A 21,594-nucleotide genomic window follows, 5' to 3' on the forward strand; every position below is an offset into this window, starting at 1 on the left:
TCCAGCTTCACTCATGAGAAAACACATCAATCGCCTGGGCGTGCGCACAGCGTCGGCCATCGTGGCCATGGCCTTTGCCACCAACGCAGCGTGGGCGCTGGCGCCTTTCAAGGTGCAGGACATCCGTGTGGAAGGTCTGCAGCGTGTGGAGCCCGGCACGATCTTCGCGTCGCTGCCGCTGCGCGTGGGCGATGAATACAACGACGAGAAGGGCGCGGCGGCCATCCGCGCGCTGTTCGCGCTGGGCCTGTTCAAGGACGTGCGCCTGGAGGCCTCGGGCAACGTGCTGGTGGTGGTGGTCGAGGAGCGCCCGACCATTGCCGACGTGGACTTCGCCGGCACCAAGGAGTTCGACAAGGACACGCTGAAGAAGGCCATGCGCGATGTCGGTCTGACCGAGGGTCGCCCCTTCGACAAGGCGCTGGCCGATCGCGCCGAGCAGGAGCTCAAGCGCCAGTACATCAACCGCAGCCTGTACGGCGCCGAGGTGGTGACGACGGTCACGCCGATCGAGCGCAACCGCGTCAACCTCACCTTCACCGTGACCGAGGGCGAGCCCGCCAAGATCAAGGAAATCCGCGTCGTCGGCAACAAGGCCTTCAGTGAGTCCACGCTCAAGGGCCTGTTCGACCAGGACACGGGCGGCTGGCTGAGCTGGTACACCAAGTCCGACCGCTACTCGCGCGCCAAGCTCAATGCCGACCTGGAGACGCTGCGCTCGTACTATCTGGCGCGCGGCTACCTGGAGTTCCGCATTGACTCCACGCAGGTGGCGATCTCGCCCGACAAGCAGGACATCTCGATCACCGTCAACGTGACCGAGGGCCAGAGCTACGTGGTCTCCGGCGTGAAGCTGGAGGGCAACTACCTCGAGCGCGACGACGAGTTCAAGTCGCTGGTCACCATCCGCCCTGGCGAGCCCTACAACGCGGACAAGGTGGCGGAAACCACCAAGGCCTTCACGGACCATTTCGGCAACTTCGGCTTCGCCTTCGCACGCGTCGAGGCCGTGCCCGAGATCGACCGCGAGAACAACCGCGTGGCCCTGGTGCTGCGCGCCGAGCCGTCGCGCCGCGCCTATGTGCGCCGCATCAACGTGAGCGGCAACAACCGCACGCGCGACGAAGTCATCCGCCGCGAGTTCCGCCAGTACGAGGCGTCCTGGTACGACGGCGACAAGATCAAGCTCTCGCGCGACCGGGTGGACCGCCTGGGCTACTTCACCGAGGTCAACGTGGAAACCCAGGAGGTGCCGGGCGCACCCGACCAGGTGGACCTGGTCGTGCATGTGGCCGAGAAGCCCACGGGCTCGCTGCAGCTGGGGGCGGGTTTCTCCAGCGCCGAGAAAATCTCGGTGTCGTTCGCCATCAAGCAGGAAAACGTCTTCGGCTCCGGCAACTACCTGGGCGTGGACGTGAACACCAGCAAGTACCGTCGCACGCTGGTCTTCTCCACCACCGATCCCTATTTCACGCAGGACGGCATTTCCCGCACGCTGGACCTGTACTACCGCACCGCCAAGCCGTACGAGGACCAGGGCGGCAACTACGAGCTGGTCACGGCCGGCACCAGCGTGCGTTTCGGCGTGCCGTTCAGCGAGACGGACACCGTGTTCTTCGGCGGCGGGGTGGAGCAGACCCGCATCAAGGCCGGCACCAACATTCCCGCGGCCTATCTGGCTTACGCCCAGAGGTTCGGCAGCAGCAGCCTGTCCGTACCGCTCACGGTCGGCTGGTCGCGCGACGACCGCGACAGCGCGCTGGCACCCAATTCGGGACGCTACCAGCGCCTGAACTCGGAATGGTCCGTGGCCGGGGATGCGCGTTACGTGCGTGCCAACTACCAGTACCAGCACTACGTCCCGCTGAGCAAGCAGTACACCCTGGCCTTCAATGGCGAGCTGGGTCTGGGCAAGGGCATGAACGGCCGGCCGTTCCCCGTGTTCAAGAATTTCTATTCGGGCGGCCTGGGATCGGTGCGCGGTTTCGACCAGGGCACGCTGGGGCCGCGTGACGTGACCGGTGCGTCGCTGGGCGGGCCCAAGAAGGTCACACTGAATGCCGAGCTCATCGCGCCGTTCCCCGGCGCCGGCAACGACCGCACGCTGCGCTGGTTCGCCTTCGTGGACGCGGGCAATGTGTATGGCGAAGATGAGAAATGGGAGCTGAGCGAGCTGCGCGCCTCCGCAGGCCTGGGCCTGAGCTGGATCTCCCCGCTGGGCCCGCTACGTATCGCCTATGCGCAACCGGTGCGCAAGTTCGCCGGCGATAGAATCCAGAAACTGCAATTCCAGATCGGAACGTCTTTCTAATGAAATCCCTTTCCCGCCATATTCCCCTGGTTTTCCTGCTGGGCTCCCTGGCTGCTGCCGTGCCTGCTCAGGCCCAGGAGTTCAAGGCCGGCTTTGTGAATACCGACCGCATCTTCCGCGAGGCCAACACCGCCAAGGCGGCGCAGACCAAGCTGGAGCAGGAGTTCTCCCGCCGGGAGAAAGAGCTGATGGACATGGGCAACGCCCTCAAGTCCGCCACCGAGAAGTTCGAGCGCGAGGCGCCCACGATGGCCGAGAGCCAGCGCACCACGCGCCAGCGCCAGCTCGTCGATCAGGACCGCGACTTCCAGCGCAAGCGCCGCGAATTCCAGGAAGACCTGAGCGCGCGCAAGAACGAGGAACTGGGCCAGGTGCTCGAGCGCGCCAACCGCGTCGTGAAGCAGGTGGCCGAGGCCGAGAAGTACGACGTGATCCTGCAGGAAGCCGTCTACATCAACCCCAAGCACGACATCACCGACAAGGTGATCAAGGCCATGAATTCTGCCGGCGGCAGTGGCAAGTAAAGCCTCGGTACAGGGCGGGTAGCGCGTGAGCTTGCGACTCGGGCAGATCGTCGATGCACTCGGGGGCAGCCTCGAAGGGGGAGACAGGGACACCGAAATCCTCCGCATCGCACCGCTGGAGTCGGCCGAGAGCGGCGATCTGTCCTTCCTGAACAATCCGCGCTACCAGTCGCAGCTGGCCGCCTCCGGGGCGGCCTGCGTCATTGTGGCGCCCGCGATGCGGGAGGCCGCGCTGGAGCGCGGCGCCTGCATCGTCACGGATGAGCCCTACGTGTACTTCGCGCGCGCCACGCAACTGTGGGCGCGTGCGCATGGCCATGGCTCGCCGGCGGGCATTCACCCGAGTGCCGTCGTCGATCCCGGGGCGCGGGTGGATCCCACGGCCTCCATCGGCCCGCTGTGCGTGGTCGAACGCGGGGCCGTGATCGGTGCGCAGACGGTGCTCAAGTCGCGCGTCACGGTGGGTGAGCGCTGCACGGTCGGCGCGCGTTGCATCCTGCACCCCGGCGTGGTGATCGGTGCCGATGGCTTCGGCTTCGCGCCCCAGCGGGGCGCTTGGGTCAAGATCGAACAGCTGGGCGCTGTGCGCATTGGTGACGACGTGGAGATTGGCGCCAACACCTGCATCGACCGCGGCGCGCTGGACGACACGGTGATCGAGGACGGCGTGAAGCTCGACAACCTCATCCAGATCGCCCACAACGTGCACATCGGCCGCCACACGGCCATGGCGGGGTGCTCGGCGGTCGCGGGCAGCACCCGCATAGGGGCCCACTGCACGATTGCCGGCGCGGCCTCCATCGTCGGCCATCTGCAGTTGGCAGACAATGTGCATATCTCCACCAACACGGTGGTGACCCATTCGATTTCGCGCCCCGGGCAGTACACCGGGGTGTTTCCCATGGACGACAATGCGAAGTGGGAGAAGAACGCGGCCACACTAAGGCAGCTGTACCGGCTGCGTGAACGCATCAAGGCTCTCGAACAAACACGAAAAGACGGCTAGACCGCAACAACAATGATGGATATCCACCAAATTCTCAAGCTCCTGCCCCACCGCTATCCGTTCCTGCTGGTGGACCGGGTGGTCGAGCTCGAGCGCGGCAAGCGCATCCAGGCGATCAAGAACGTCACCATCAACGAGCCGTTCTTCACGGGGCATTTCCCCACCCGTCCGGTCATGCCTGGCGTGCTGATACTCGAAGCCCTGGCCCAGGCCGCGGGCCTGCTGTCGTTCGACATGATGGGCGAGGCCCCCGGCGACGACAAGGTTTTCTACTTCGTCGGCATCGACGGTGCGCGCTTCAAGCGTCCCGTGGAGCCGGGCGACCAGCTCATCCTCGACGTGGAGCTGGACCGCATCAAGGGCGGCATCTACAAGTTCAAGGGCGTGGCCCGCGTGGGCGACAGCGTGGCCTGCGAGGCCGAGATCATGTGCACCATGCGCACGGTGGCCTGATTCCCTGGATGCCGTGACCGCGATTCATCCCACAGCCATCGTCGATCCCTCCGCGCAACTCGACCCCAGCGTTTCGGTCGGTCCCTACGCGGTGATTGGCCCCCATGTGCGCATCGGCGCGCGCACCTCGGTGGGTGCGCATTGCGTGATCGAGGGGCATACCACCATCGGCGAGGACAACCGCATCTTCCAGTTCGCGTCGCTGGGTGCGGCCCCGCAGGACAAGAAGTACGCGGGCGAGCCCACGCGGCTCGAGATCGGCCACCGCAACACCATCCGCGAGTTCTGCACCTTCAACACGGGCACGGTGCAGGACCGCGGCGCGACCACCATCGGCGACGACAACTGGATCATGGCCTACGTGCACATCGCGCACGACTGCGTGGTGGGCAACCAGACCATCCTGGCCAACAACGCCACGCTGGCGGGCCATGTGCATGTGGGCGACCAGGTCATCGTCGGCGGCCTGACGGGCGTGCACCAGTTCTCCCGGATCGGCGCCCACGCCATGGCGGGCTTTGCCAGCCATATCTCGCAGGACGTACCGCCCTTCATGATGGTGGACGGCAACCCGCTGGCCGTGCGCGGCCTGAATTCCGAAGGCTTGCGCCGCCGGGGCTTTTCGCCGCAGCGCGTGGCCGGCATCAAGCAGGCCTACCGCCTGCTGTACCGCCAGGGCCTGACGCTGGAGGCCGCACTCTCGGCCATGGCCGAGGTGCCGCAGTCGCACCCCGAGGCCGCGCAGGACATTGCCCAGCTGCGCGACTTCATCGCCGCGTCGCGGCGCGGCATCGCGCGCTGACGGCGCAGGGCGGCGGCATGACCCACGACACCACCCCGCGCGTTGCGATGGTGGCCGGCGAGACGTCCGGCGACCTGTTGGCCGGCCTGCTGCTCGACGGCCTGCAGGCCCAGTGGCCGGGCGTGGTGGGCCAGGGCATCGGCGGCCCGCAGATGCAGGCGCGCGGCTTCGAGGCCTGGTGGCCCAGCGAGCGGCTGGCCGTGCACGGCTACAGCATCGAGCTGGTGCGCCGCCTGCTGGGCATTCTCAAGATCCGCAAGGCGCTGCGCGCGCGTTTGCTGGCCGACCGGCCCGACGTGTTCATCGGCGTGGATGCGCCCGATTTCAATCTGGGACTGGAGGCCGACCTGCGCGCCGCCGGCGTCAAGACCGTGCACTTCGTCTGCCCGTCGATCTGGGCGTGGCGCGCCAACCGCGTCGAAAAGATCCGCGCCAGTGCCGACCATGTGCTGTGCATCTTCCCGTTCGAGCCCGAACTGCTCGCGCGCCACGGCATCGCCGCCACCTACGTGGGCCATCCGCTCGCGAACGTCATCCCCATGGTGCCCGACCGGCTGGCCGCGCGCGCGCAGCTGGGGCTGGCGGCCGACGACGAGGTGCTGGCCATCCTGCCCGGCAGCCGATCGGCCGAGGTGGCCTATATCGCCAAACCCTTCTTTCAGGCCGCAGCGCTTATCAGGAAAGCGCGACCAGCTATCAAAATGGTAGTGCCTGCGGTGCCGGCGCTGCGCACGCGCATCGAACAGATCGCGCGCGAGTGCGGGGTGCTGGACGCGTTGACCATCGTCACCGGCCAGTCGCACCAGGTGCTCACGGCCTGCGACTGCACGCTGATCGCCAGCGGCACCGCCACGCTGGAGGCGGCCCTGTTCAAGCGGCCCATGGTCATCTCATACCACATGCACCCGATCAGCTGGCGCCTCATGCGGCGCAAGCAGCTGCAGCCCTGGGTGGGCCTGCCCAACATCCTGTGCCGCGAGTTCGTGGTGCCCGAGCTGTTGCAGGACGCCGCCACGCCCCAGGCTCTGGCCGCGGCCGTGCAGCAGTGGCTGGACGCGCGCACCCACGATCCTGCCCGCATCACCGCGCTGGAGCGGCGCTTCGCCGCGCTGCACGAAGACCTGCGCGGCGACACCCCCCGATTGGCCGCCGATGCGATCCAGAAAATCCTCGCTTGAACAGGCCAGTTTCGACTGGCATCCGCCCGGCCTCGTGGCCGGCGTGGACGAGGCCGGCCGGGGCCCGCTGGCCGGGCCCGTGGTCGCGGCCGCGGTGATCCTGGACGAGCTCCACCCCATCGCCGGCCTAGCGGACTCCAAGGTACTCACCGCCGCCCGCCGCGAGGCGCTGTACGACGAGATCCGCGCCAAGGCCCTGTGCTGCAGCATTGCCGAGGCCAGCGTGGAGGAGATCGACCGGCTCAACATCCTGCAGGCCACCCTGCTGGCCATGCGCCGCGCCGTGCTGGGCCTGCGCCTCAAGCCCGTGCGCGTGCTGGTGGACGGCAACCGGCTGCCGCAGCTCGAGGTGCCGGCCGAGGCCATCGTCAAGGGCGATGCGCGGGTGGCGGCCATCTCGGCGGCCTCCATCCTGGCCAAGGTCACGCGCGACCGCTGGTGCGCGCAGCTGCACGACCAGTTTCCGGCCTACGGCTTCGCCGGCCACAAGGGCTACGGCACGGCCGAGCATCTGGCCGCGCTGCAGGCGCATGGCGCCTGCCCGCAGCACCGGCGCTCGTTCGCGCCCGTGGCGCGGGCCCTGCAGGCGCAGGGCGCCCGCGCCTGACCTGCCCGGCATTGCCATCGACTTCACTGCTGCTCCCATGCGTTCCACACCCGTACCCATCCATTCGCGCGACAACGCCCTGGTCAAGGACCTGCGCCGCCTGTCGCAGGACAGCACGGCCTACCGCAAGCAGGGCCGCGTGTGGCTGGAGGGCGACCATCTGTGCAGCGCCGCCCTGGCGCGCGGCCAGCGCCCCGCCATGGCGGTGTTTTCAGAGTCTTTTTGGCCTGTAGCGCCCGCAGAATATGCGCAAGCAGCTATTAAAAATATAGTGATTGCCGATGCGCTGTGGGCCGACATCAGCGGCCTGGAATCGCCCGCGCGCATGGGCTTCGTGCTGGATCTGCCCGTGGCGGCGCAGCTGGACCCGCTGGCGCCCACCGTGGTGCTCGACCGCCTGCAGGACGCGGGCAACGTGGGCTCCATCCTGCGCAGCGCCTCGGCCTTCGGCTTCTCGCAGATCGCGGCGCTCAAGGGCACGGCGGCCCTGTGGAGTGCCAAGGTGCTGCGCGCCGGCATGGGCGCGCATTTCGCGCTGCGGCTGGCGGAGGGGCTGGAGCTGGCGGACATCGACGCCCTGCGCGTGCCGCTGCTGGCCACCAGCTCGCACGGCGGCGACTACCTGCACCGGGCGGCGCTGCCCTGGCCCTGCGGCTGGATCATGGGCCACGAGGGGCAGGGCGTGTCGGACGCGCTGCAGCAGCGCGCGCGCCAGCTCATCCGCATCGCCCAGCCCGGGGGCGAAGAGTCGCTCAACGTGGGCGCGGCGGCGGCCATCTGCCTGCACGCCAGCGCCGCCGCGCACGCCCGCGTCTAGGCCTTCAATCCGTGCCCGTCAGGCAGGGCACGTTGATGTCCTTCTTGAACAGCCTGCAGTTCGCGGCGAAGGATGCCTCCACGCCGATATTGCGGTTGCGCTGGAACTGGGCCAGCTTGTTTTCTTCGTAGCGGGGGTGGTGCGGCGCGCCCTCGGGGCGGTCCAGGCTCTCGGCCCACACCGAGGCGTAGCAAACGCCCTTGCTGGCGCAGGCGCTTTCCGCCGCGCGCCGCACATAGGCGCGGTCGCCGGCCTTGTCGGCGGGCACCATGAGGTACACCTGGCTGCCGTACTGGCCGATCACCTGCGCCTGCTGCGCATGGGCGGCGCCCAGGGCGCACAGGGCGGTCGCGAAGACGAGGAGTTGTTGCTTCATGGTGAGGGGTTGCGTCAATGACTAGAAACGGAAGGTGGCGCCGACCATGGGCCCGCTTTGGCTGAAGTCCAGGCGCTTGCCATCGTTGCGGTAGTTCACGCTCAGGTGCCGGTAGCCCAGCGACAGGTGGACGTTCGGGCGCCACTGGTAGTTGACCGTGCCCAGCATCTGCAGGGTGAAGTCCGAGCCCAGCCCAAAGCCGCCCGCGTCCACATAGACCAGGGAGGACCATTGCGGCGCGAAGTCATAGCGCCAGCGCGCGGCCACGATCGGGTCCGCGAACGTGGTGCTGGACTGCGCCGACGCCACGCCGGGAACGCGGACCTTCGCATGGATGTCCCACAGGCGCAGGCCGCCCATCAGGTCCACGCTGGAGCGCTCGTCGATCTGCCAGTTGTAGCCGCCGGTCAGCGTCAGGGAGGTCTGGCGCACCTTGGCATGCGCCGACAGCCCCATGGGCAGGGTGGCGCCGTCGGAGGTGGAGGCATGGCTCAGGTCGCCCTGCAGCACCAGCCGCCCCTTGCGGGCCGTGCCGGTGAGGAAGAAGGCCGCATCCAGGTCGCTCAGGATGTCAGAGAAGGACTTGTCGACATGCGCCGTGGGAGCGCCGCCGAACGGCCGGACATGCCCGTCCAGCCCGGTCATCCATACGTAGGGCGTGAGCTGAAAGCGCCAGGCATCGTCGGCGTGCTGCGCGCCGGTCTGGGCCGAGGCGGCGCCCAGCGTGCACAGCCCGGCCATGCCGGCGGCAAGGGTGCGGAGTGCGATGGGGGAAAGGGGTGTCTTCATGGCAAGGCTCACAGCGTGTTTTTGTGGATCACCCCGTCCTTCATGACCAGGTGCAGGTTGCGCTCGGGATCGGCCAGGAAGTCGAGGTTGGCGGATGGGTCGCCGTCGGCGACCAGGATGTCGGCGAAGGTGCCGGGCGCAATGCGGCCCAGCGGGCGGGGGTAGGGGTTGCGCTCGCCCGACAGGGCCAGCAGCTCGCCGTTGGTGCCGGTGGCCTGGCCCAGCAGCGTGAGCGGGTCGTAGAAGCGGGTGAGCTTGGCCAGTTGCCGGCCCTGCGTGGGCGTGTTCCTGGCGTTGAACAGGATGTCGGTGCCCCAGCCGGTCTTGATGCCGTACTTCTGGGCCATCTCGTAGGCCTTGATCGTGCCCTGGGCCACCTGCCGCTGGCTCTCGCGCCGCGCGGCGTCGGGGTACTGGTTGCTGTCTTCGTCCTGCAGGAAGGGCTGCAGGCACCACCACACGCCTTCGTCGCGCATCATGCGCACGCTGGCCTCGTCCGCCAGCTGGCCGTGCTCGATGCTCTTCACGCCGGCGCGGATCGCGCGCTGAATGCCCTTGGGCGTGTAGACATGGGCCATCACGTAGGTGTTCCAGTCCGCGGCCGCCTCGACGCCGGCGCGCAGTTCGCGCTCGGAGAACTGCGTGCTGTCCAACGGGTCGTACAGCGAGGCCACGCCGCCGCCGGCCAGCATCTTGATCTGCGAGGCGCCCAGCATCAGCTGCTCGCGCACGCGGCGCAGCACCTCGGCCTCGCCGTCGGCGATCATGGACACGCCCACGCGCTCGACCAGGCTCAGCGGCTCGTTGGCCGCGCGCGGAATCTCGCTGCGCAGGCGGAAGTCGCCGTGGCCCGAGGTCTGCGAGATCATCGCCCCGCTCGGGTAGATGCGCGGCCCGGCCACCATGCCCTCGTCGATGGCGCGCTTGAGCGCGAAGGCCGGCCCGCCCGCGTCACGCACCGACGTGAAGCCGCGCAGCAGCGTGCGCTGCGCCTCCTGCGCGGCGGCCAGGTACAGGTAGCCCAGATCGGCCGTCATGGCCGTGGTTTGGGCGATGGCGGCCAGCATGGTGTGCCAGTGGGTGTCGATGAGCCCCGGCATCAAGAGCCGGCCCTGGCAGTCGATCACCTGGGCGCCCTCCACCTTCTCGGTGGCCGATGGCAGGGCCGTGATCACCTTGCCCTGCACCAGCACCTGGGTGCCGGTTGTGGGCGCCTTGCCAGAGCCGTCGAAGAGCCGGAGGTTGGTGAACAGCAGCGGTCGGTCGGCCTGCCGGGGCTGGCGGGTGGCGCCGCTGCCGGTCTGCGCGGCGGCAAAGGGCGCCAGCGTGGCGGCCACGCCGCCCATGAACGCCCTGCGGGACATGTCGTGCATCACCCGCTCGTGCAACAGGTGGCACACCACGCTGCCGCAGGTGCAGGCACGGGCCTGGACGGGGCCCAGGCGCCAGGGGAAATCGCGCGATTGTTCCAAGGCTTGTTGCATCTGTCCCTCCCTCAGAAAAAGAGCACGGCCGCGTGGCGCGGTCTGTGTGCTCTTGCTTGTACATGTGGTTGCCTATGATACGTGTGCTTGTTTCACTGCCGAGTCATGCACGGGCGCGGCGCGTTGCGCGCACCGCACGGCATTTCTTCAGGCGGTCATAGACGGGTTCGACAATCCTGCCGGTCCGTTCCCCCTTGTCCTTGTGTTTCAGCGAGTCCGAAAATGAAGTCATCCCCTAAGCTGCGTCCCCTGGCGGGCGCACTGTTGATCGGCATGGCCGGTCTGTCCGCACTGTCGGGTGCCTGGGCCTGCACCCGGCTGGTTTTCCACGGTGCCAACGGCCAGGTGGTCACGGCGCGCTCGATGGACTGGAAAAGCGACATCACCAGCAACCTGTGGGTGCTGCCGCGGGGCATGGCGCGCACGGGCGAGGCTGGGCCCAATTCCCTGCGCTGGACGTCCCGGTACGGCAGCGTGGTCACCTCGGGCTACGACGTGTCCACCACCGACGGCGTCAACGAGGCTGGCCTGAACGCCAACCTGCTGTGGCTGGTGGAGTCCAAGTACCCGGCCTTCGACGCCGGCAGCAAGCCGGGCCTGACCATCGCCGCCTGGGCGCAGTACGTGCTGGACAACTTCGCCACCGTCGAGGAGGCCGTGGCGGCGCTGAAGCTGGACCCGTTCACCATCGTCACGGACAACGTGCCCGGCGAGAACCGGCTGACGACGCTGCACCTGTCGATATCGGATGCCAGCGGGGACAGCGCCATCGTCGAGTACATCGAGGGCCGCCAGGTCATCCACCACAGCCGCAAGTACCAGGTGATGACCAATTCGCCGGTGTTCGAGCAGCAGCTGGCGCTCAACACCTATTGGCAGCGGATCGGCGGCACCACCATGTTGCCGGGCACCAACCGCGCCGCGGACCGCTTTGCCCGCGCCTCGTTTTATGTCGATGCCATTCCCAAGGACACCGACCCGAACAAGGCGCTGGCCAGCGTGTTCAGCGTGATTCGCAACGTCTCCGTGCCCTACGGGCTCAACACGCCCGAGGAGCCCAACATCTCCTCCACCCGCTGGCGCACGGTGTTCGACCACCAGCGCAAGCTGTACTTCTTCGAGTCGGCGCTCACGCCCAATACGTTCTGGGTGGATCTGAAGGCCCTGGACTTCAGCAAGGAAACCGGCAAGGTGCTCATGCTCGACCTGGGGCCGAGCCAGAACCATGTGTTTGCGGGCGATGCCACCCGCGCATTCAAGCCTTCGGCGCCCTTCAAGTTCCTGGGCCTGTGAAGGGGCGGCCCGGCGCCAGGCCGGGCCTGCCGCTCCCCGCTCAGTCCATCGTGAGCTTTTGCTTGTCCACCACGTTCTTGTAGGCGGTGTATTCGGCCTTGATTTCCTGGGCGAACTTCTCGGGCGTGTCGGCCACGATCAGCGAGCCCGTGTCCTCGATGCGCTTGCGAATGGCGGGGTCCTTGAGCACCTTGTGCACGGCGGCGTTCACCTTGTCCACGATGTCCTTGGGCAGGCCCTTGGGGCCGACGATGCCGTAGTACGCCATGCGGTTCACGTTGGGCGCGCCCACCTCGGCCAGCGTGGGCACGTCGGGCAGCACGGCCAGGCGCTGGGGCGCGGCCACCACCAGGGCGGTGAGGCGCTTGTCCTTGATGAAGGGCAGGGCCGATGGCAGGTTGTCGAAGATCAGCGGAATCTGGCCGGCCACGGCGTCGTTCAGCGCGGGGCCGGAGCCGCGGTAGGGCACGTGGACCAGTTTGGTGCTCGTGTCCAGCATGAACATTTCCATCATCAGGTGGCCGATGCTGCCGGTGCCGGGCGAGCCGAACGAGTACTTGCCAGGGTTCTTCTGCACCTCGGCCAGGAAGCTCTTGTAGTCCTTGCCGGCGAACTGCGGGTTGGCGGCAATGACGTTGGGCGTGGCCGCGATGTTCACGACGGGCGTGAAATCGGTGAACACGTTGTAGGGGATCTTGGGGTTGATGGCCGGGTTGGTGGCCGTGGTGGACACGGTGGCCACGCCCAGGTGGTAGCCGTCGGGCGTGGCGCGGGCGGTCTCGGCCGCGCCGATGGCGCCGCCGCCACCGCCCCGGTTTTCCACCACCACGGGCTGGCCCAACTCGCGGCCCAGCGGGTCGGCCACGACGCGGGCGATCAGGTCGGTGGTGCCGCCGGCCGCGAAGGGCACCAGCAGGCGTATGGGTTTGGCCGGGTAGGCGGACTGCGCGTGGGCAGCGGTGCCGAGCAGGGCCAGAAGGCCCAGGGTGAGGGCGTTGCGACGGATCATGCTTTTGTCTCCTGTAGTTGAAATAAGCAAGCAGTGAATTGCCAGTAGTGGCGGGATGGGGCGCCGCCGGCAGGCGGCGCGGGAATCACACGGCCTTGCCCTCCCTGAGGGCGGCAATGGCCTTGGCGTCCAGGCCCAGTTCGCGCAGCACCTCGTCCGTGTGCTGGCCCAGGGCCGGGGGGGCGCGATGGTAGCGCACGGGCGTGGCGGACAGGCGCATGGGGCTGGCCACCGTGGCCACGCGGGCGATGCCGTCGCCGGCATCGCGGGGCAGGTCCACGCGGATGCCGCGCGCGCGCACCTGCGGGTCGTCGAAGGCCTGGGCCACGGTGTTGATGGGGCCGCAGGGCACGGCCTTGTCTTCCAGCAGCGCGATCCAGGCGGCCGTGGTGCGGGTCTGCAGCACGGGCTCCATCAGGGCCAGCAGCGCGGCGCGGTGGCGCACGCGGGCGGTGTTGGTGGCAAAGCGCTCGTCTTGCGCCCAGGCGCCCTGGCCGATGGCGGCGCAAAAGCGGGCGAACTGGCCGTCGTTGCCGATGGCCAGCAGCACGTTGCCGTCATGGGTCCTGAAGTCCTGGTAGGGCGCCAGGCTGGGGTGGGTGTTGCCTGCGCGGGCCGGCGCCTGGCCGGTGGCCAGGAACCCCGCGGCCTGGTTGGCGAGCACGGCCATGCCCACGTCCAGCAGCGCCATGTCGATGTACTGGCCCTGGCCCGTGCCGGTGCGGGCGTTGTCGCGCGCGTTGAGCGCGGCCAGGATGGCGTTGCTGGCGTACAGGCCGGTGAACACGTCGATCACGGCCACGCCCACCTTCAGCGGGCCGCCGCCGGGCGCGCCGTCGGCGTGGCCGGTGATGCTCATCAGGCCGCACATGGCCTGCACCATCAGGTCGTAGCCGGCGCGCTCGGCATACGGCCCGTCCTGGCCGAAGCCGGTGACGGAGCAGTAGACCAGGCGCGGGTTAAGGGCCTTGAGGCTGTCGTAGTCCAGCCCGTACTGCGCCAGCCCGCCGACCTTGAAGTTTTCCACCACCACGTCGGCCTCCTGCGCCATGCGGCGCAAGAGTGCCTGGCCGTCGGGGTGGGCCATGTCCACGGTGATGCTGCGCTTGTTGCGGTTGCAGGCGGTGAAGTAGCTGGCCTCGCGCGTGTCACGGCCGCCCGCGTCCTGCAGGAAGGGCGGGCCCCAGTGGCGCGTGTCGTCGCCGGCGATGGGGCGTTCGACCTTGACCACGTCCGCGCCCAGGTCGGCCAGCATCTGGGTGGCCCAGGGGCCGGCCAGCACGCGCGACAGGTCAAGCACCTTGATGCCGGCAAGGGCGCCGCGGGGCGTGGGGGCGGAAGTGGTGGTCATGGCGGTGTGGGTGCTATGGAAAAAGAAGCTGCCAGCGCTTAGTGGGTGGCCAGTTCAGAATGAAATCATGCTGAACCGGCCAAATGAAAAGCGCGAAAAGCTCTCATTTTGAGAGCGGTGCGCGGCAGGGGCGTGCGGTCATGCGTTGGGGCCGCGCAGGGCGTCCCCCGCGCGCGGTGCGCAGCGGGGGCGCGGCCGCGCGTTGCCTCAGTTGGCAAAGGCGGCGATGCCCGTCTGCGCGCGGCCCAGGATCAGGGCGTGCACGTCGTGCGTGCCCTCGTAGGTGTTGACCACCTCCAGGTTCACCAGGTGGCGGGCCACGCCGAACTCGTCGCTGATGCCGTTGCCGCCCATCATGTCGCGCGCCAGGCGGGCAATGTCCAGGGCCTTGCCGCAGTTGTTGCGCTTGATCAGCGAGGTGATCTCGACCACGTTCTGGTGCTCGTCCTTCATGCGGCCCACGCGCAGTGCGGCCTGTAGGCCCAGCGTGATCTCGGTCTGCATGTCGGCCAGCTTCTTCTGCACGAGCTGGTTGGCTGCCAGCGGGCGGCCGAACTGCTGGCGGTCCAGCGTGTACTGGCGGGCGGTGTGCCAGCAGAACTCGGCCGCGCCCATGGCGCCCCAGGCGATGCCGAAGCGGGCGCTGTTCAGGCAGGTGAAGGGGCCCTTGAGGCCTTGCACCTCGGGGAAGGCGTTCTCTTCGGGAACGAACACGTCGTCCATGACGATCTCGCCGGTGATGGAGGCACGCAGGCCCACCTTGCCGTGGATGGCGGGGGCCGACAGGCCCTTCATGCCCTTGTCCAGGATGAAGCCGCGGATCGGGCCGACGGCGCCGCCCTCGGACACTTCCTTGGCCCAGACCACGAATACGTCGGCCACGGGGCTGTTGGTGATCCACATCTTGTTGCCCTTGAGGCGGTAACCGCCGTCCACCTTGTAGGCGCGCGTGGCCATGCTGCCGGGGTCGGAACCGTGGTCGGGCTCGGTCAGGCCGAAGCAGCCGATGTATTCACCGGAAGCCAGCTTGGGCAGGTACTTCTGCTTCTGTGCCTCGGTGCCGAACTCGTTGATCGGCACCATCACCAGCGACGACTGCACGCTGGCCATGGAGCGGTAGCCCGAGTCCACGCGCTCGATCTCGCGCGCCACCAGGCCGTAGCTCACGTAGTTCAGGCCGGCGCCGCCGTACTCGGTGGGAATGGTGGGGCCCAGCAGACCCAGCTCGCCCATCTCGCGGAAGATGGTCACGTCGGTCTTTTCATGGCGGAACATGTCCAGCACGCGCGGGGCCAGCTTGTCCTGGCAGTAGGCGGCGGCCGCGTCGCGGACGGCGCGCTCGTCCTCGGTGAGCTGCTGGTCGAGCTGGAAGGGGTCATCCCATTGGAAAGCGGTGCGGGCCATGGTGTCTCCGGTGCGAAAGGCGTTGAGTGGATGGTGGGGGCGCAATCCATGCGTTGACAGCATGCAATTGGGCGACGGATGGATCGTATGGCTGTGACTATCCGGGATGCAAGCGAGTAGTTTTCATCCAGAAATGCGTTTTTGGAATGTATGGGTTAGATTGCACCCATGCGAAGACATCTGCCATCCACCCAGGCCCTGGCCTGTTTCGAGGCCGCGGCGCGGCACGAAAGCTATACGCGCGCCGCGCAGGAGCTGTCGCTCACGCAGAGTGCGGTGTCGCGCCAGATCCTGGCGCTGGAGGAGCAGCTCGGCGTGCAGCTGTTTCGCCGCACGCGCCATGGCGTGGTGCTCACGCCCGCGGGGCGGCACTATGGGCGCCAGGTGGCGCGCTGGCTGCAGGGGCTGGAGCGCGACACGTTGGACGTGATGGCCCACCAGGGCCATGGCGGCGCCATCTCGCTGGCGGCGGTGGCCACCTTCGCCACGCGCTGGCTGATCCCGCGCCTGCCGCTGCTGGCCGCGCGCCACCCCGAGATCGTGGTGCACATCGAGACGCAGACCCGTCCGTTCCTGTTCACCGACACCACCTTCGATGCGGCGCTCTACGCGGGCACGCCCGAGCAGGTGGCCAACTGGCCCGGCGTGCAGGTGCAGCTGCTGATGCAGGAGGACGTGGTGCCTGTGTGCAGCCCGCGCCTGCTCGAGTCGGCCGCGCAGCAGTCGGGCATGCCGCGCGGCACGGGGCGCGCCCACCAGGGCCTGCCGCCGCAGGCGCTGGCGAGCCTGCCGCTGCTGCAGCAGAGCACCCGGCCCTATGGCTGGCAGCAGTGGTTCGATGCCATGGGCGTGCCGGACGCGCCGCGTGCCCTCGATGGCCCGCGCTACGAGCTGTTCTCGATGACGGCGGCGGCGGCCGCGCACGGTCTGGGCGTGGCGCTGATGCCGCCCATGCTCATCGAGGCCGAGATCGCGCGCGGCGACCTCGTCGTGGCCTGCGCCCGGCCGCTGCGCGGCGAGCGCGGCTACTACCTCATCAGCCCCGCGCAGCCCCAGCCGCCGGTGCTGGCGGCGTTTGCGCGCTGGCTGCAGGAGATGGCCGCGGCCCCGGGCGTGTAGCGCAGGGGGGCAGGGGGTCAGGGCGCCAGCGTGGCGACGACCGGCGCGTGGTCGCTGGGCTGCGGGTTCTTGCGCGGCGCGCGGTCAACGTGGCAGGCCGTCACGGCAGCGCGCAGGGCATCGCTGACCAAAATGTGGTCGATGCGCAGCCCCCGGTTCTTCTGGAAGCCCAGCATGCGGTAGTCCCACCACGAGAAGGTCTTGTCGGGCTGCTCGAACAGGCGGAAGGCGTCGGTCAGGCCCAGTTCCAGCAGCTGGCGGAAATGCTGGCGCTCCTCCACCGTGTGGTGGATCGTGTCCTTCAGGCCCACGGGGTCGTAGGAGTCGCGGTCCTCGGGCGCCACGTTGAAGTCGCCCACCAGCGCCAGCCGGGGGTGGGCCTGCAGCTCCTCGCGCAGCCAGCGGTGCAGGGCGTCGAGCCACTGCATCTTGTAGGCGAACTTGTCGGTGCCCGGCGCCTGGCCGTTCACGAAGTAGCAGTTCACCAGGCGCAGCGGCCCGCTGGCCGTGTCCAGCGTGGCAGCGATGACGCGCGCCTGTTCGTCGGCATGGCCTGGAATGTTGCGCACCACGTCGCGCAGCGGCGTGCGGCTGAGGATGGCCACGCCGTTGTAGGTCTTCTGGCCGAAGCAGACCGCGTGGTAGCCCGCGGCCTCGAAGGCGTCATGCGGGAACTTCTCGTCGACCAGCTTGAGTTCCTGCAGGCCGATGGCATCGACCGGGTTGGCCTCCAGCCAGTCCAGCACCTGGGGCAGGCGTACGGACAGGGAATTGATGTTCCACGTGGCGATGTTCATTTCTTTGGAAAAACTCTTTGCGATTCAATGGGTTGTGTATACCACGGCCCTGCGGTGCGGTGCGGTGCGCGGGAGCCGTCGCTGGGTGCATGTGTATCTTCGCGCTGGCTCAGCTTCGGCCGGGCGCCGAATCCGTCGGCGGGGTGGCGCCCGGCCTTTGCTGGATCTTCAGGCGGGCCAGCAGTTCATTGCGTTCGTGCACGAACTGCTGTCCGGTCACCTGCAGCCAATGGCGCAGATGTTCGTTGGTGTCCGACGACTTCTGGCTGCTGATGAAGTGGTAGCTAGCCTTTGATCGCACCGCCGTGGGAAAGGGTGCCACGAGCCGCCCGCTCTTGAGCTCGTCGTAGACCAGGGCCAGGCGCCCCATTGCAATGCCGTGGCCGGTGAGGGCGGCGACCACCGCCAGTTGCGAGAGGTTGAAGTAGGTGCCGCCACGCCGGGTGGGGGGCTCGCCCATGGCTTGCAGCCAGGTGTCCCATTCGATGTTCTGCGGGGCGGCATGCCATGGGTTCTCGTCATGCAGCATCACGTGGGGATCAATGTCCGCAACGGTGCGTATCTGTGGGTTGCCCGCGAGGAACTCGGGCGTGGTGACGGGCACGATCCATTCGTCAAGAAACATCTCCGCGTTGAGGTCCGCGTATTGCCCCGGGTCGAAGCGTATGCCGGCCTGGATCCCGCTCAGCCCCATGCCCACGCGATCGAGCATGTGGTACTCGCCGTAGATGCGGACCGCCACGCCGGACTTGCCTTGCAGCAGATCGCTGACGCGCGGCGTGAGCCACAGCATGGCAAAGGATGGTGAGCAACTGAGGTTGAGCGGCGCGTTGTGGCTGCGTTGGTCGCGGCGCAGTTTGCCCACGGCGTGGTTCAGCGCCTCGAACGATTGCTCGGACACCAGGGACAGGCGTGTGCCCTCGCGTGTCAGGGAGAGCGCCTTGCCCTCCCTGTGGAACAAGGGGGTGCCCAGGTATTCCTCCAGCTTCTTGACCTGCTGGCTGACCGAGCCTTGCGTGACGTGCAGCTCTCTGGCCGCCCTGGTGAAGCTGTTGTGCCTGGCGACGGCATCAAAGCAGCGCAACCAGGTGAGCAAAGAGGGTGATAGGTGGTTTTCATTCATTGATGTTGCTAATGAATTGATTGACAAGGTTGACTTGTCGGTATGGCACATCATCCACAGAATGCAGGCTCTCGCACGAAATCGCTGATCTCTTGCAAGTGGTGAATTTATATAGGGAAATCACCTATGTTACAAAATGAACAAGGCGTTATGGATCATGCTTCACGGCTCTGGGTGAATCCGGGGCATGTGCGTGAGGTGGCCTGTTCAGATGCTGATTGCATTATTGTCAGTGATATTGAAGCGGCCGAGAGGCGCCTTGCACGCTTCGCGCCCTTGCTTCGGCAGCTGTTCCCCGAACTGGTGAACAGTGGCGGCATCGTCGAGTCGCAGCTGATTCCGTTGCCGGCCGAAGCGGTCGGAAGGGAGGCATTGGCGGCAGGGCGTTTCTGGGTCAAGGCCGACCACCAGTTGGCCGTGGCGGGTTCGGTCAAGGCGCGCGGCGGCTTTCACGAAGTGCTGGAGTTTGCGGAGAAGGTTGCGCGCGCAGCCGGCCTGCTGGTGGGCGATACCAGCTACGAGGCGTTGGGGTCGCCCGCCGCGCGTGAGGTGTTTTCCCGCTACGAGGTGGCCGTGGGCTCCACAGGCAACCTGGGCATGAGTATCGGCATCATGTCCGCAGCGCTGGGTTTCCGGGCCACGGTACACATGTCTGCCGAGGCCAAGGAATGGAAGAAGCGCAAGCTGCGTAACCACGGCGTGGTTGTCCACGAGTACGAGGGCGACTACGGCAAGGCGGTGGCGCAAGGCCGGGCGCTGGCAGGCCGCGACCCGATGTGCCACTTCGTGGATGACGAGCATTCGTCCTCGCTGTTCAGCGGCTATGCGGTGTCGGCGTTTCGCTTGCGAGAGCAGTTCGACAAGCAGGGCGTGCAGGTCGACTCCGCGCATCCGCTGTTTGTCTACATTCCCTGCGGGGTCGGCGGCGCGCCCGGCGGCGTGTGCTACGGGCTCAAGCATGTGTTTGGTGCGGCCGTCCATTGCTTCTTTGTGGAGCCCGCCGATTCCGCATGTTTTCTCGTGCAGATGCAGCACCCGGACAGGCCCGGCATCAGCATTTATGACGTGGGGCAGCGCAACCAGACGATTGCCGACGGCCTGGCCGTGCCCTGCGCATCGGACTTCGTCTATCCGCTGATGCGTGAGCGGCTTTCGGGCGTGGCACTGGTGACGGACGATGTCATGCGGGCCGACCTGTGGCGGCTGCATGCGCTGGCCGGCCTCCAGGTCGAGCCCTCCGCGGCGGCGGCCGTCAGCGGGCCGCGCGCCTTGCTGGGTACCGAGGCCGGCCGGCAATACCTGGCCCGGCACGGGCTGGATGCGCTGCTGTCGAGCGCCAATCACATCGTATGGACCACCGGGGGCGCCCTGATGCCCGCGCAGGAGTATGGCGTCCTGCTCGAAGAGGGCCGGCTGGCCCATCAACGGCTTTTCCCCGCACTTTGAAGCGCGCAGGGCAGCACCTGTGCAGGCCCGCTGAATGGGGAAGCCCATTCACGTTCTTGGCATGCAAGCCATGCCTTTCATTATTTCAACCAAGGAGACTGGCGATGAGTAAAAAAATGAATTCCTTCGCACGCGCGGCGTTGGCGGCTTCGCTGCTGGCCTGTGGCCTCATGGGCGCAGGCCATGCGCAGGCCAAGACGACGATCAATGCCGTCATGCACTCGCCACTGCGGGTGCTGGACCCGGTCATCACGACCGCGCACATCACCCGCAATCACGGCTACATGATTTACGACACGCTGCTGGCGACGGACAAGGACAACCAGATCCGTCCGCAGATGCTGCAGGAGTGGAAGGCTTCGGCCGATGGCCGCACCTATACCTTCAAGCTGCGTGACGGCCTGAAGTGGCACGATGGCGGCGCGGTGACCGCCGAGGATTGCGTGGCCTCCATCCAGCGCTGGGCCACCCAGGACAAGATGGGTCAGTTGCTGACCAGCGAGATGGCCGGGATGAAGGTGGTGGATGCATCGACTTTCACCATCACCATGAAGGAGCCCAGTGACCTGGCCGTGCGGGCGCTGGCCAAGCCGAGCGGCGTGGCGCCGTTCATGATGCCCAAGCGCATCGCGCAAACGCCTCCCACGCAGGCCATTACGCAGTACATCGGCTCCGGTCCATTCAAGTTCGTGACTGCCGAGTTCAAGCCGGGGGTGCAGGCCGTCTATGAAAAGAACGCCGACTACGTTCCCCGCTCCGAGCCGCCATCGGGCCTGGCGGGAGGCAAGAAGGTGCTGGTCGAGCGCGTGAAGTGGATCGCTACGCCGGACGCGATGACCTCCGTGAACGCCCTGGTCAGCGGCGAAATCGACTACCTGGAGCAACTGCCGTTCGACCTGGAGCCTATCGTCCGCCCCAACAAGGACATCGCCGTGAAGGTGCTGGATCCGCAGGGCTACCAGACCGTCATGCGCATGAATCACCTGCATGCGCCGTTCAACAACAAGAAGGTCCGCGAGGCTGCCATGTACGCCGTGGGCCAGGAAGCGGTGCTGCAGGCCATGATCGGCAACAAGCAGTACTTCAAGACCTGCGCCGCGCTGTTCGGCTGCGATGCGCCCTACGCCAGCCAGGAGGGGGCCGATGTCACCATCAAGGCCAACCCCAAGAAGGCCCAGGAGTTGCTGAAAGAGGCGGGCTACGACGGCACGCCGGTCGTGATCCTGCAGCCCACCGACACCCCTTCCGTCAACACGCAGCCCGTGGTGATCGGCCAGGCATTGCGCGCCGCAGGCTTCAAGGTCGAGATGCAGGCCATGGACTGGCAGACCGTAGTGACCCGTCGTGCGGTGCAGACACCGCCCAAGGAAGGCGGCTGGAACATCTTCGCCACCAACAACGTGATGGCGGAGGCCTCCGATCCGTTGCGGGCCTTCGGTGTGGCGGCCAATGGCAAGGGCGCCTGGTTCGGTTGGCCCGATGTGCCAGAGATCGAGCGCTTGCGCGTGGCGTTCTCGCGCACGGCAGACGAGGCCAAGCGCAAAGAGCTGGCGGGACAGATTCAGAAGCTGGTGATCGCCGAAGGCGTGCTCCTGCCGATGGGGCAGTACTACGTGCCGGCTGCGTACCGCAACAGCCTGAGCGGCGCCTTGGAGTCTCCGGTGCCGGTGTTCTGGAACCTGCAGAAGAAGTAAGCCAGCGGCAC

20 protein-coding genes are annotated in these 21,594 nt (G+C 67.4%); 12 read left to right on the plus strand and 8 right to left on the minus strand.

Annotation, left to right across the window (positions count from 1 at the left end):
- Window positions 1-13 precede the first annotated feature (13 nt).
- Genes bamA through BP68_RS06970 form a run of 8 tightly spaced genes read left to right on the plus strand, consistent with a single transcriptional unit; the run spans window position 14 to window position 7,698 of the window.
- Window positions 14-2,311, plus strand: a complete 2,298-nt coding sequence (gene bamA, locus BP68_RS06935; protein WP_496370017.1) for an outer membrane protein assembly factor BamA — start codon at window positions 14-16, stop codon at window positions 2,309-2,311.
- Window positions 2,311-2,835: an OmpH/Skp family outer membrane protein gene (locus tag BP68_RS06940; protein ID WP_496370019.1), complete on the plus strand. Its 525-nt coding sequence runs from the start codon at window positions 2,311-2,313 to the stop codon at window positions 2,833-2,835. The genes bamA and BP68_RS06940 overlap by 1 nt, the downstream gene beginning before the upstream one ends.
- A 25-nt stretch (window positions 2,836-2,860) precedes the next feature.
- A complete protein-coding gene (gene lpxD / locus BP68_RS06945) occupies window positions 2,861-3,841 on the plus strand; it encodes a UDP-3-O-(3-hydroxymyristoyl)glucosamine N-acyltransferase (RefSeq protein WP_496370021.1) in 981 nt (326 codons plus the stop codon).
- A 12-nt stretch (window positions 3,842-3,853) separates the two neighbouring features.
- On the plus strand, window positions 3,854-4,294 hold the full coding sequence (fabZ, locus tag BP68_RS06950) for a 3-hydroxyacyl-ACP dehydratase FabZ (protein ID WP_496370023.1): 441 nt from the start codon (window positions 3,854-3,856) through the stop codon (window positions 4,292-4,294).
- Window positions 4,295-4,307: 13 nt separating this feature from the next.
- Window positions 4,308-5,096: an acyl-ACP--UDP-N-acetylglucosamine O-acyltransferase gene (gene lpxA / locus BP68_RS06955; RefSeq protein ID WP_496370025.1), complete on the plus strand. Its 789-nt coding sequence runs from the start codon at window positions 4,308-4,310 to the stop codon at window positions 5,094-5,096.
- Window positions 5,097-5,113: 17 nt separating this feature from the next.
- Window positions 5,114-6,274 carry a lipid-A-disaccharide synthase gene (gene lpxB / locus BP68_RS06960; protein WP_496370027.1) on the plus strand — a complete coding sequence of 387 codons (1,161 nt, stop codon included), beginning with the start codon at window positions 5,114-5,116 and terminating at the stop codon, window positions 6,272-6,274.
- The gene (rnhB, locus tag BP68_RS06965) at window positions 6,249-6,881 is read left to right on the plus strand and encodes a ribonuclease HII (protein ID WP_496370029.1); all 633 of its coding nucleotides are present in this window, start codon (window positions 6,249-6,251) and stop codon (window positions 6,879-6,881) included. The genes lpxB and rnhB overlap by 26 nt, the downstream gene beginning before the upstream one ends.
- Before the next feature lie 37 nt (window positions 6,882-6,918).
- On the plus strand, window positions 6,919-7,698 hold the full coding sequence (locus tag BP68_RS06970) for a TrmH family RNA methyltransferase (protein ID WP_496370031.1): 780 nt from the start codon (window positions 6,919-6,921) through the stop codon (window positions 7,696-7,698).
- Window positions 7,699-7,702: 4 nt separating this feature from the next.
- Here BP68_RS06970 and BP68_RS06975 read toward each other — a convergent pair whose 3' ends face one another.
- From BP68_RS06975 to BP68_RS06985, 3 genes are read right to left on the minus strand one after another with little or no spacing between them, the layout of a single operon-like run.
- Complete coding sequence (locus tag BP68_RS06975; protein WP_496370033.1) at window positions 7,703-8,074, minus strand: hypothetical protein; 372 nt, start codon at window positions 8,072-8,074, stop codon at window positions 7,703-7,705.
- A 21-nt stretch (window positions 8,075-8,095) separates the two neighbouring features.
- Window positions 8,096-8,863, minus strand: coding sequence for a porin family protein (locus tag BP68_RS06980; protein WP_496370035.1), 768 nt, complete (start codon window positions 8,861-8,863; stop codon window positions 8,096-8,098).
- Window positions 8,864-8,871: 8 nt separating this feature from the next.
- Window positions 8,872-10,347 (minus strand): metal-dependent hydrolase family protein, encoded by a 1,476-nt coding sequence (locus BP68_RS06985; RefSeq protein WP_496370036.1) that lies wholly within the window; start codon window positions 10,345-10,347, stop codon window positions 8,872-8,874.
- A 273-nt stretch (window positions 10,348-10,620) separates the two neighbouring features.
- Here BP68_RS06985 and BP68_RS06990 point away from each other — a divergent pair, with 273 nt between their 5' ends.
- The gene (locus BP68_RS06990; RefSeq protein ID WP_496370391.1) at window positions 10,621-11,640 is read left to right on the plus strand and encodes a linear amide C-N hydrolase; all 1,020 of its coding nucleotides are present in this window, start codon (window positions 10,621-10,623) and stop codon (window positions 11,638-11,640) included.
- A 40-nt stretch (window positions 11,641-11,680) separates the two neighbouring features.
- On the opposite strand, the gene BP68_RS06995 is transcribed toward BP68_RS06990, so the two are convergent.
- The 3 genes from BP68_RS06995 to BP68_RS07005 form a co-directional block, all read right to left on the minus strand.
- Window positions 11,681-12,649 (minus strand): tripartite tricarboxylate transporter substrate binding protein BugE, encoded by a 969-nt coding sequence (locus BP68_RS06995; protein WP_496370038.1) that lies wholly within the window; start codon window positions 12,647-12,649, stop codon window positions 11,681-11,683.
- Between the two features lie 85 nt (window positions 12,650-12,734).
- Window positions 12,735-14,000, minus strand: a complete 1,266-nt coding sequence (locus BP68_RS07000; protein WP_496370040.1) for a CaiB/BaiF CoA transferase family protein — start codon at window positions 13,998-14,000, stop codon at window positions 12,735-12,737.
- Window positions 14,001-14,207: 207 nt separating this feature from the next.
- Window positions 14,208-15,404 carry an acyl-CoA dehydrogenase gene (locus BP68_RS07005; protein ID WP_496370042.1) on the minus strand — a complete coding sequence of 399 codons (1,197 nt, stop codon included), beginning with the start codon at window positions 15,402-15,404 and terminating at the stop codon, window positions 14,208-14,210.
- Between the two features lie 168 nt (window positions 15,405-15,572).
- Here BP68_RS07005 and BP68_RS07010 point away from each other — a divergent pair, with 168 nt between their 5' ends.
- Window positions 15,573-16,523 carry a LysR substrate-binding domain-containing protein gene (locus tag BP68_RS07010; protein WP_496370044.1) on the plus strand — a complete coding sequence of 317 codons (951 nt, stop codon included), beginning with the start codon at window positions 15,573-15,575 and terminating at the stop codon, window positions 16,521-16,523.
- 17 nt (window positions 16,524-16,540) lie between these two features.
- Here BP68_RS07010 and xth read toward each other — a convergent pair whose 3' ends face one another.
- Together xth and BP68_RS07020 are read right to left on the minus strand one after the other, a co-directional pair.
- Window positions 16,541-17,320 (minus strand): exodeoxyribonuclease III, encoded by a 780-nt coding sequence (gene xth / locus BP68_RS07015; RefSeq protein ID WP_496370046.1) that lies wholly within the window; start codon window positions 17,318-17,320, stop codon window positions 16,541-16,543.
- A 109-nt stretch (window positions 17,321-17,429) separates the two neighbouring features.
- Window positions 17,430-18,443, minus strand: coding sequence for a LysR family transcriptional regulator (locus tag BP68_RS07020; protein WP_496370048.1), 1,014 nt, complete (start codon window positions 18,441-18,443; stop codon window positions 17,430-17,432).
- Between the two features lie 126 nt (window positions 18,444-18,569).
- Here BP68_RS07020 and dsdA point away from each other — a divergent pair, with 126 nt between their 5' ends.
- Together dsdA and BP68_RS07030 are read left to right on the plus strand one after the other, a co-directional pair.
- Window positions 18,570-19,889 (plus strand): D-serine ammonia-lyase, encoded by a 1,320-nt coding sequence (gene dsdA, locus BP68_RS07025; RefSeq protein ID WP_496370050.1) that lies wholly within the window; start codon window positions 18,570-18,572, stop codon window positions 19,887-19,889.
- Window positions 19,890-20,005: 116 nt separating this feature from the next.
- A complete protein-coding gene (locus BP68_RS07030) occupies window positions 20,006-21,583 on the plus strand; it encodes an ABC transporter substrate-binding protein (protein ID WP_496370052.1) in 1,578 nt (525 codons plus the stop codon).
- Window positions 21,584-21,594: the final 11 nt, after the last annotated feature.

The sequence above is a fragment of the Diaphorobacter oryzae DSM 22780 genome (assembly GCF_059568935.1).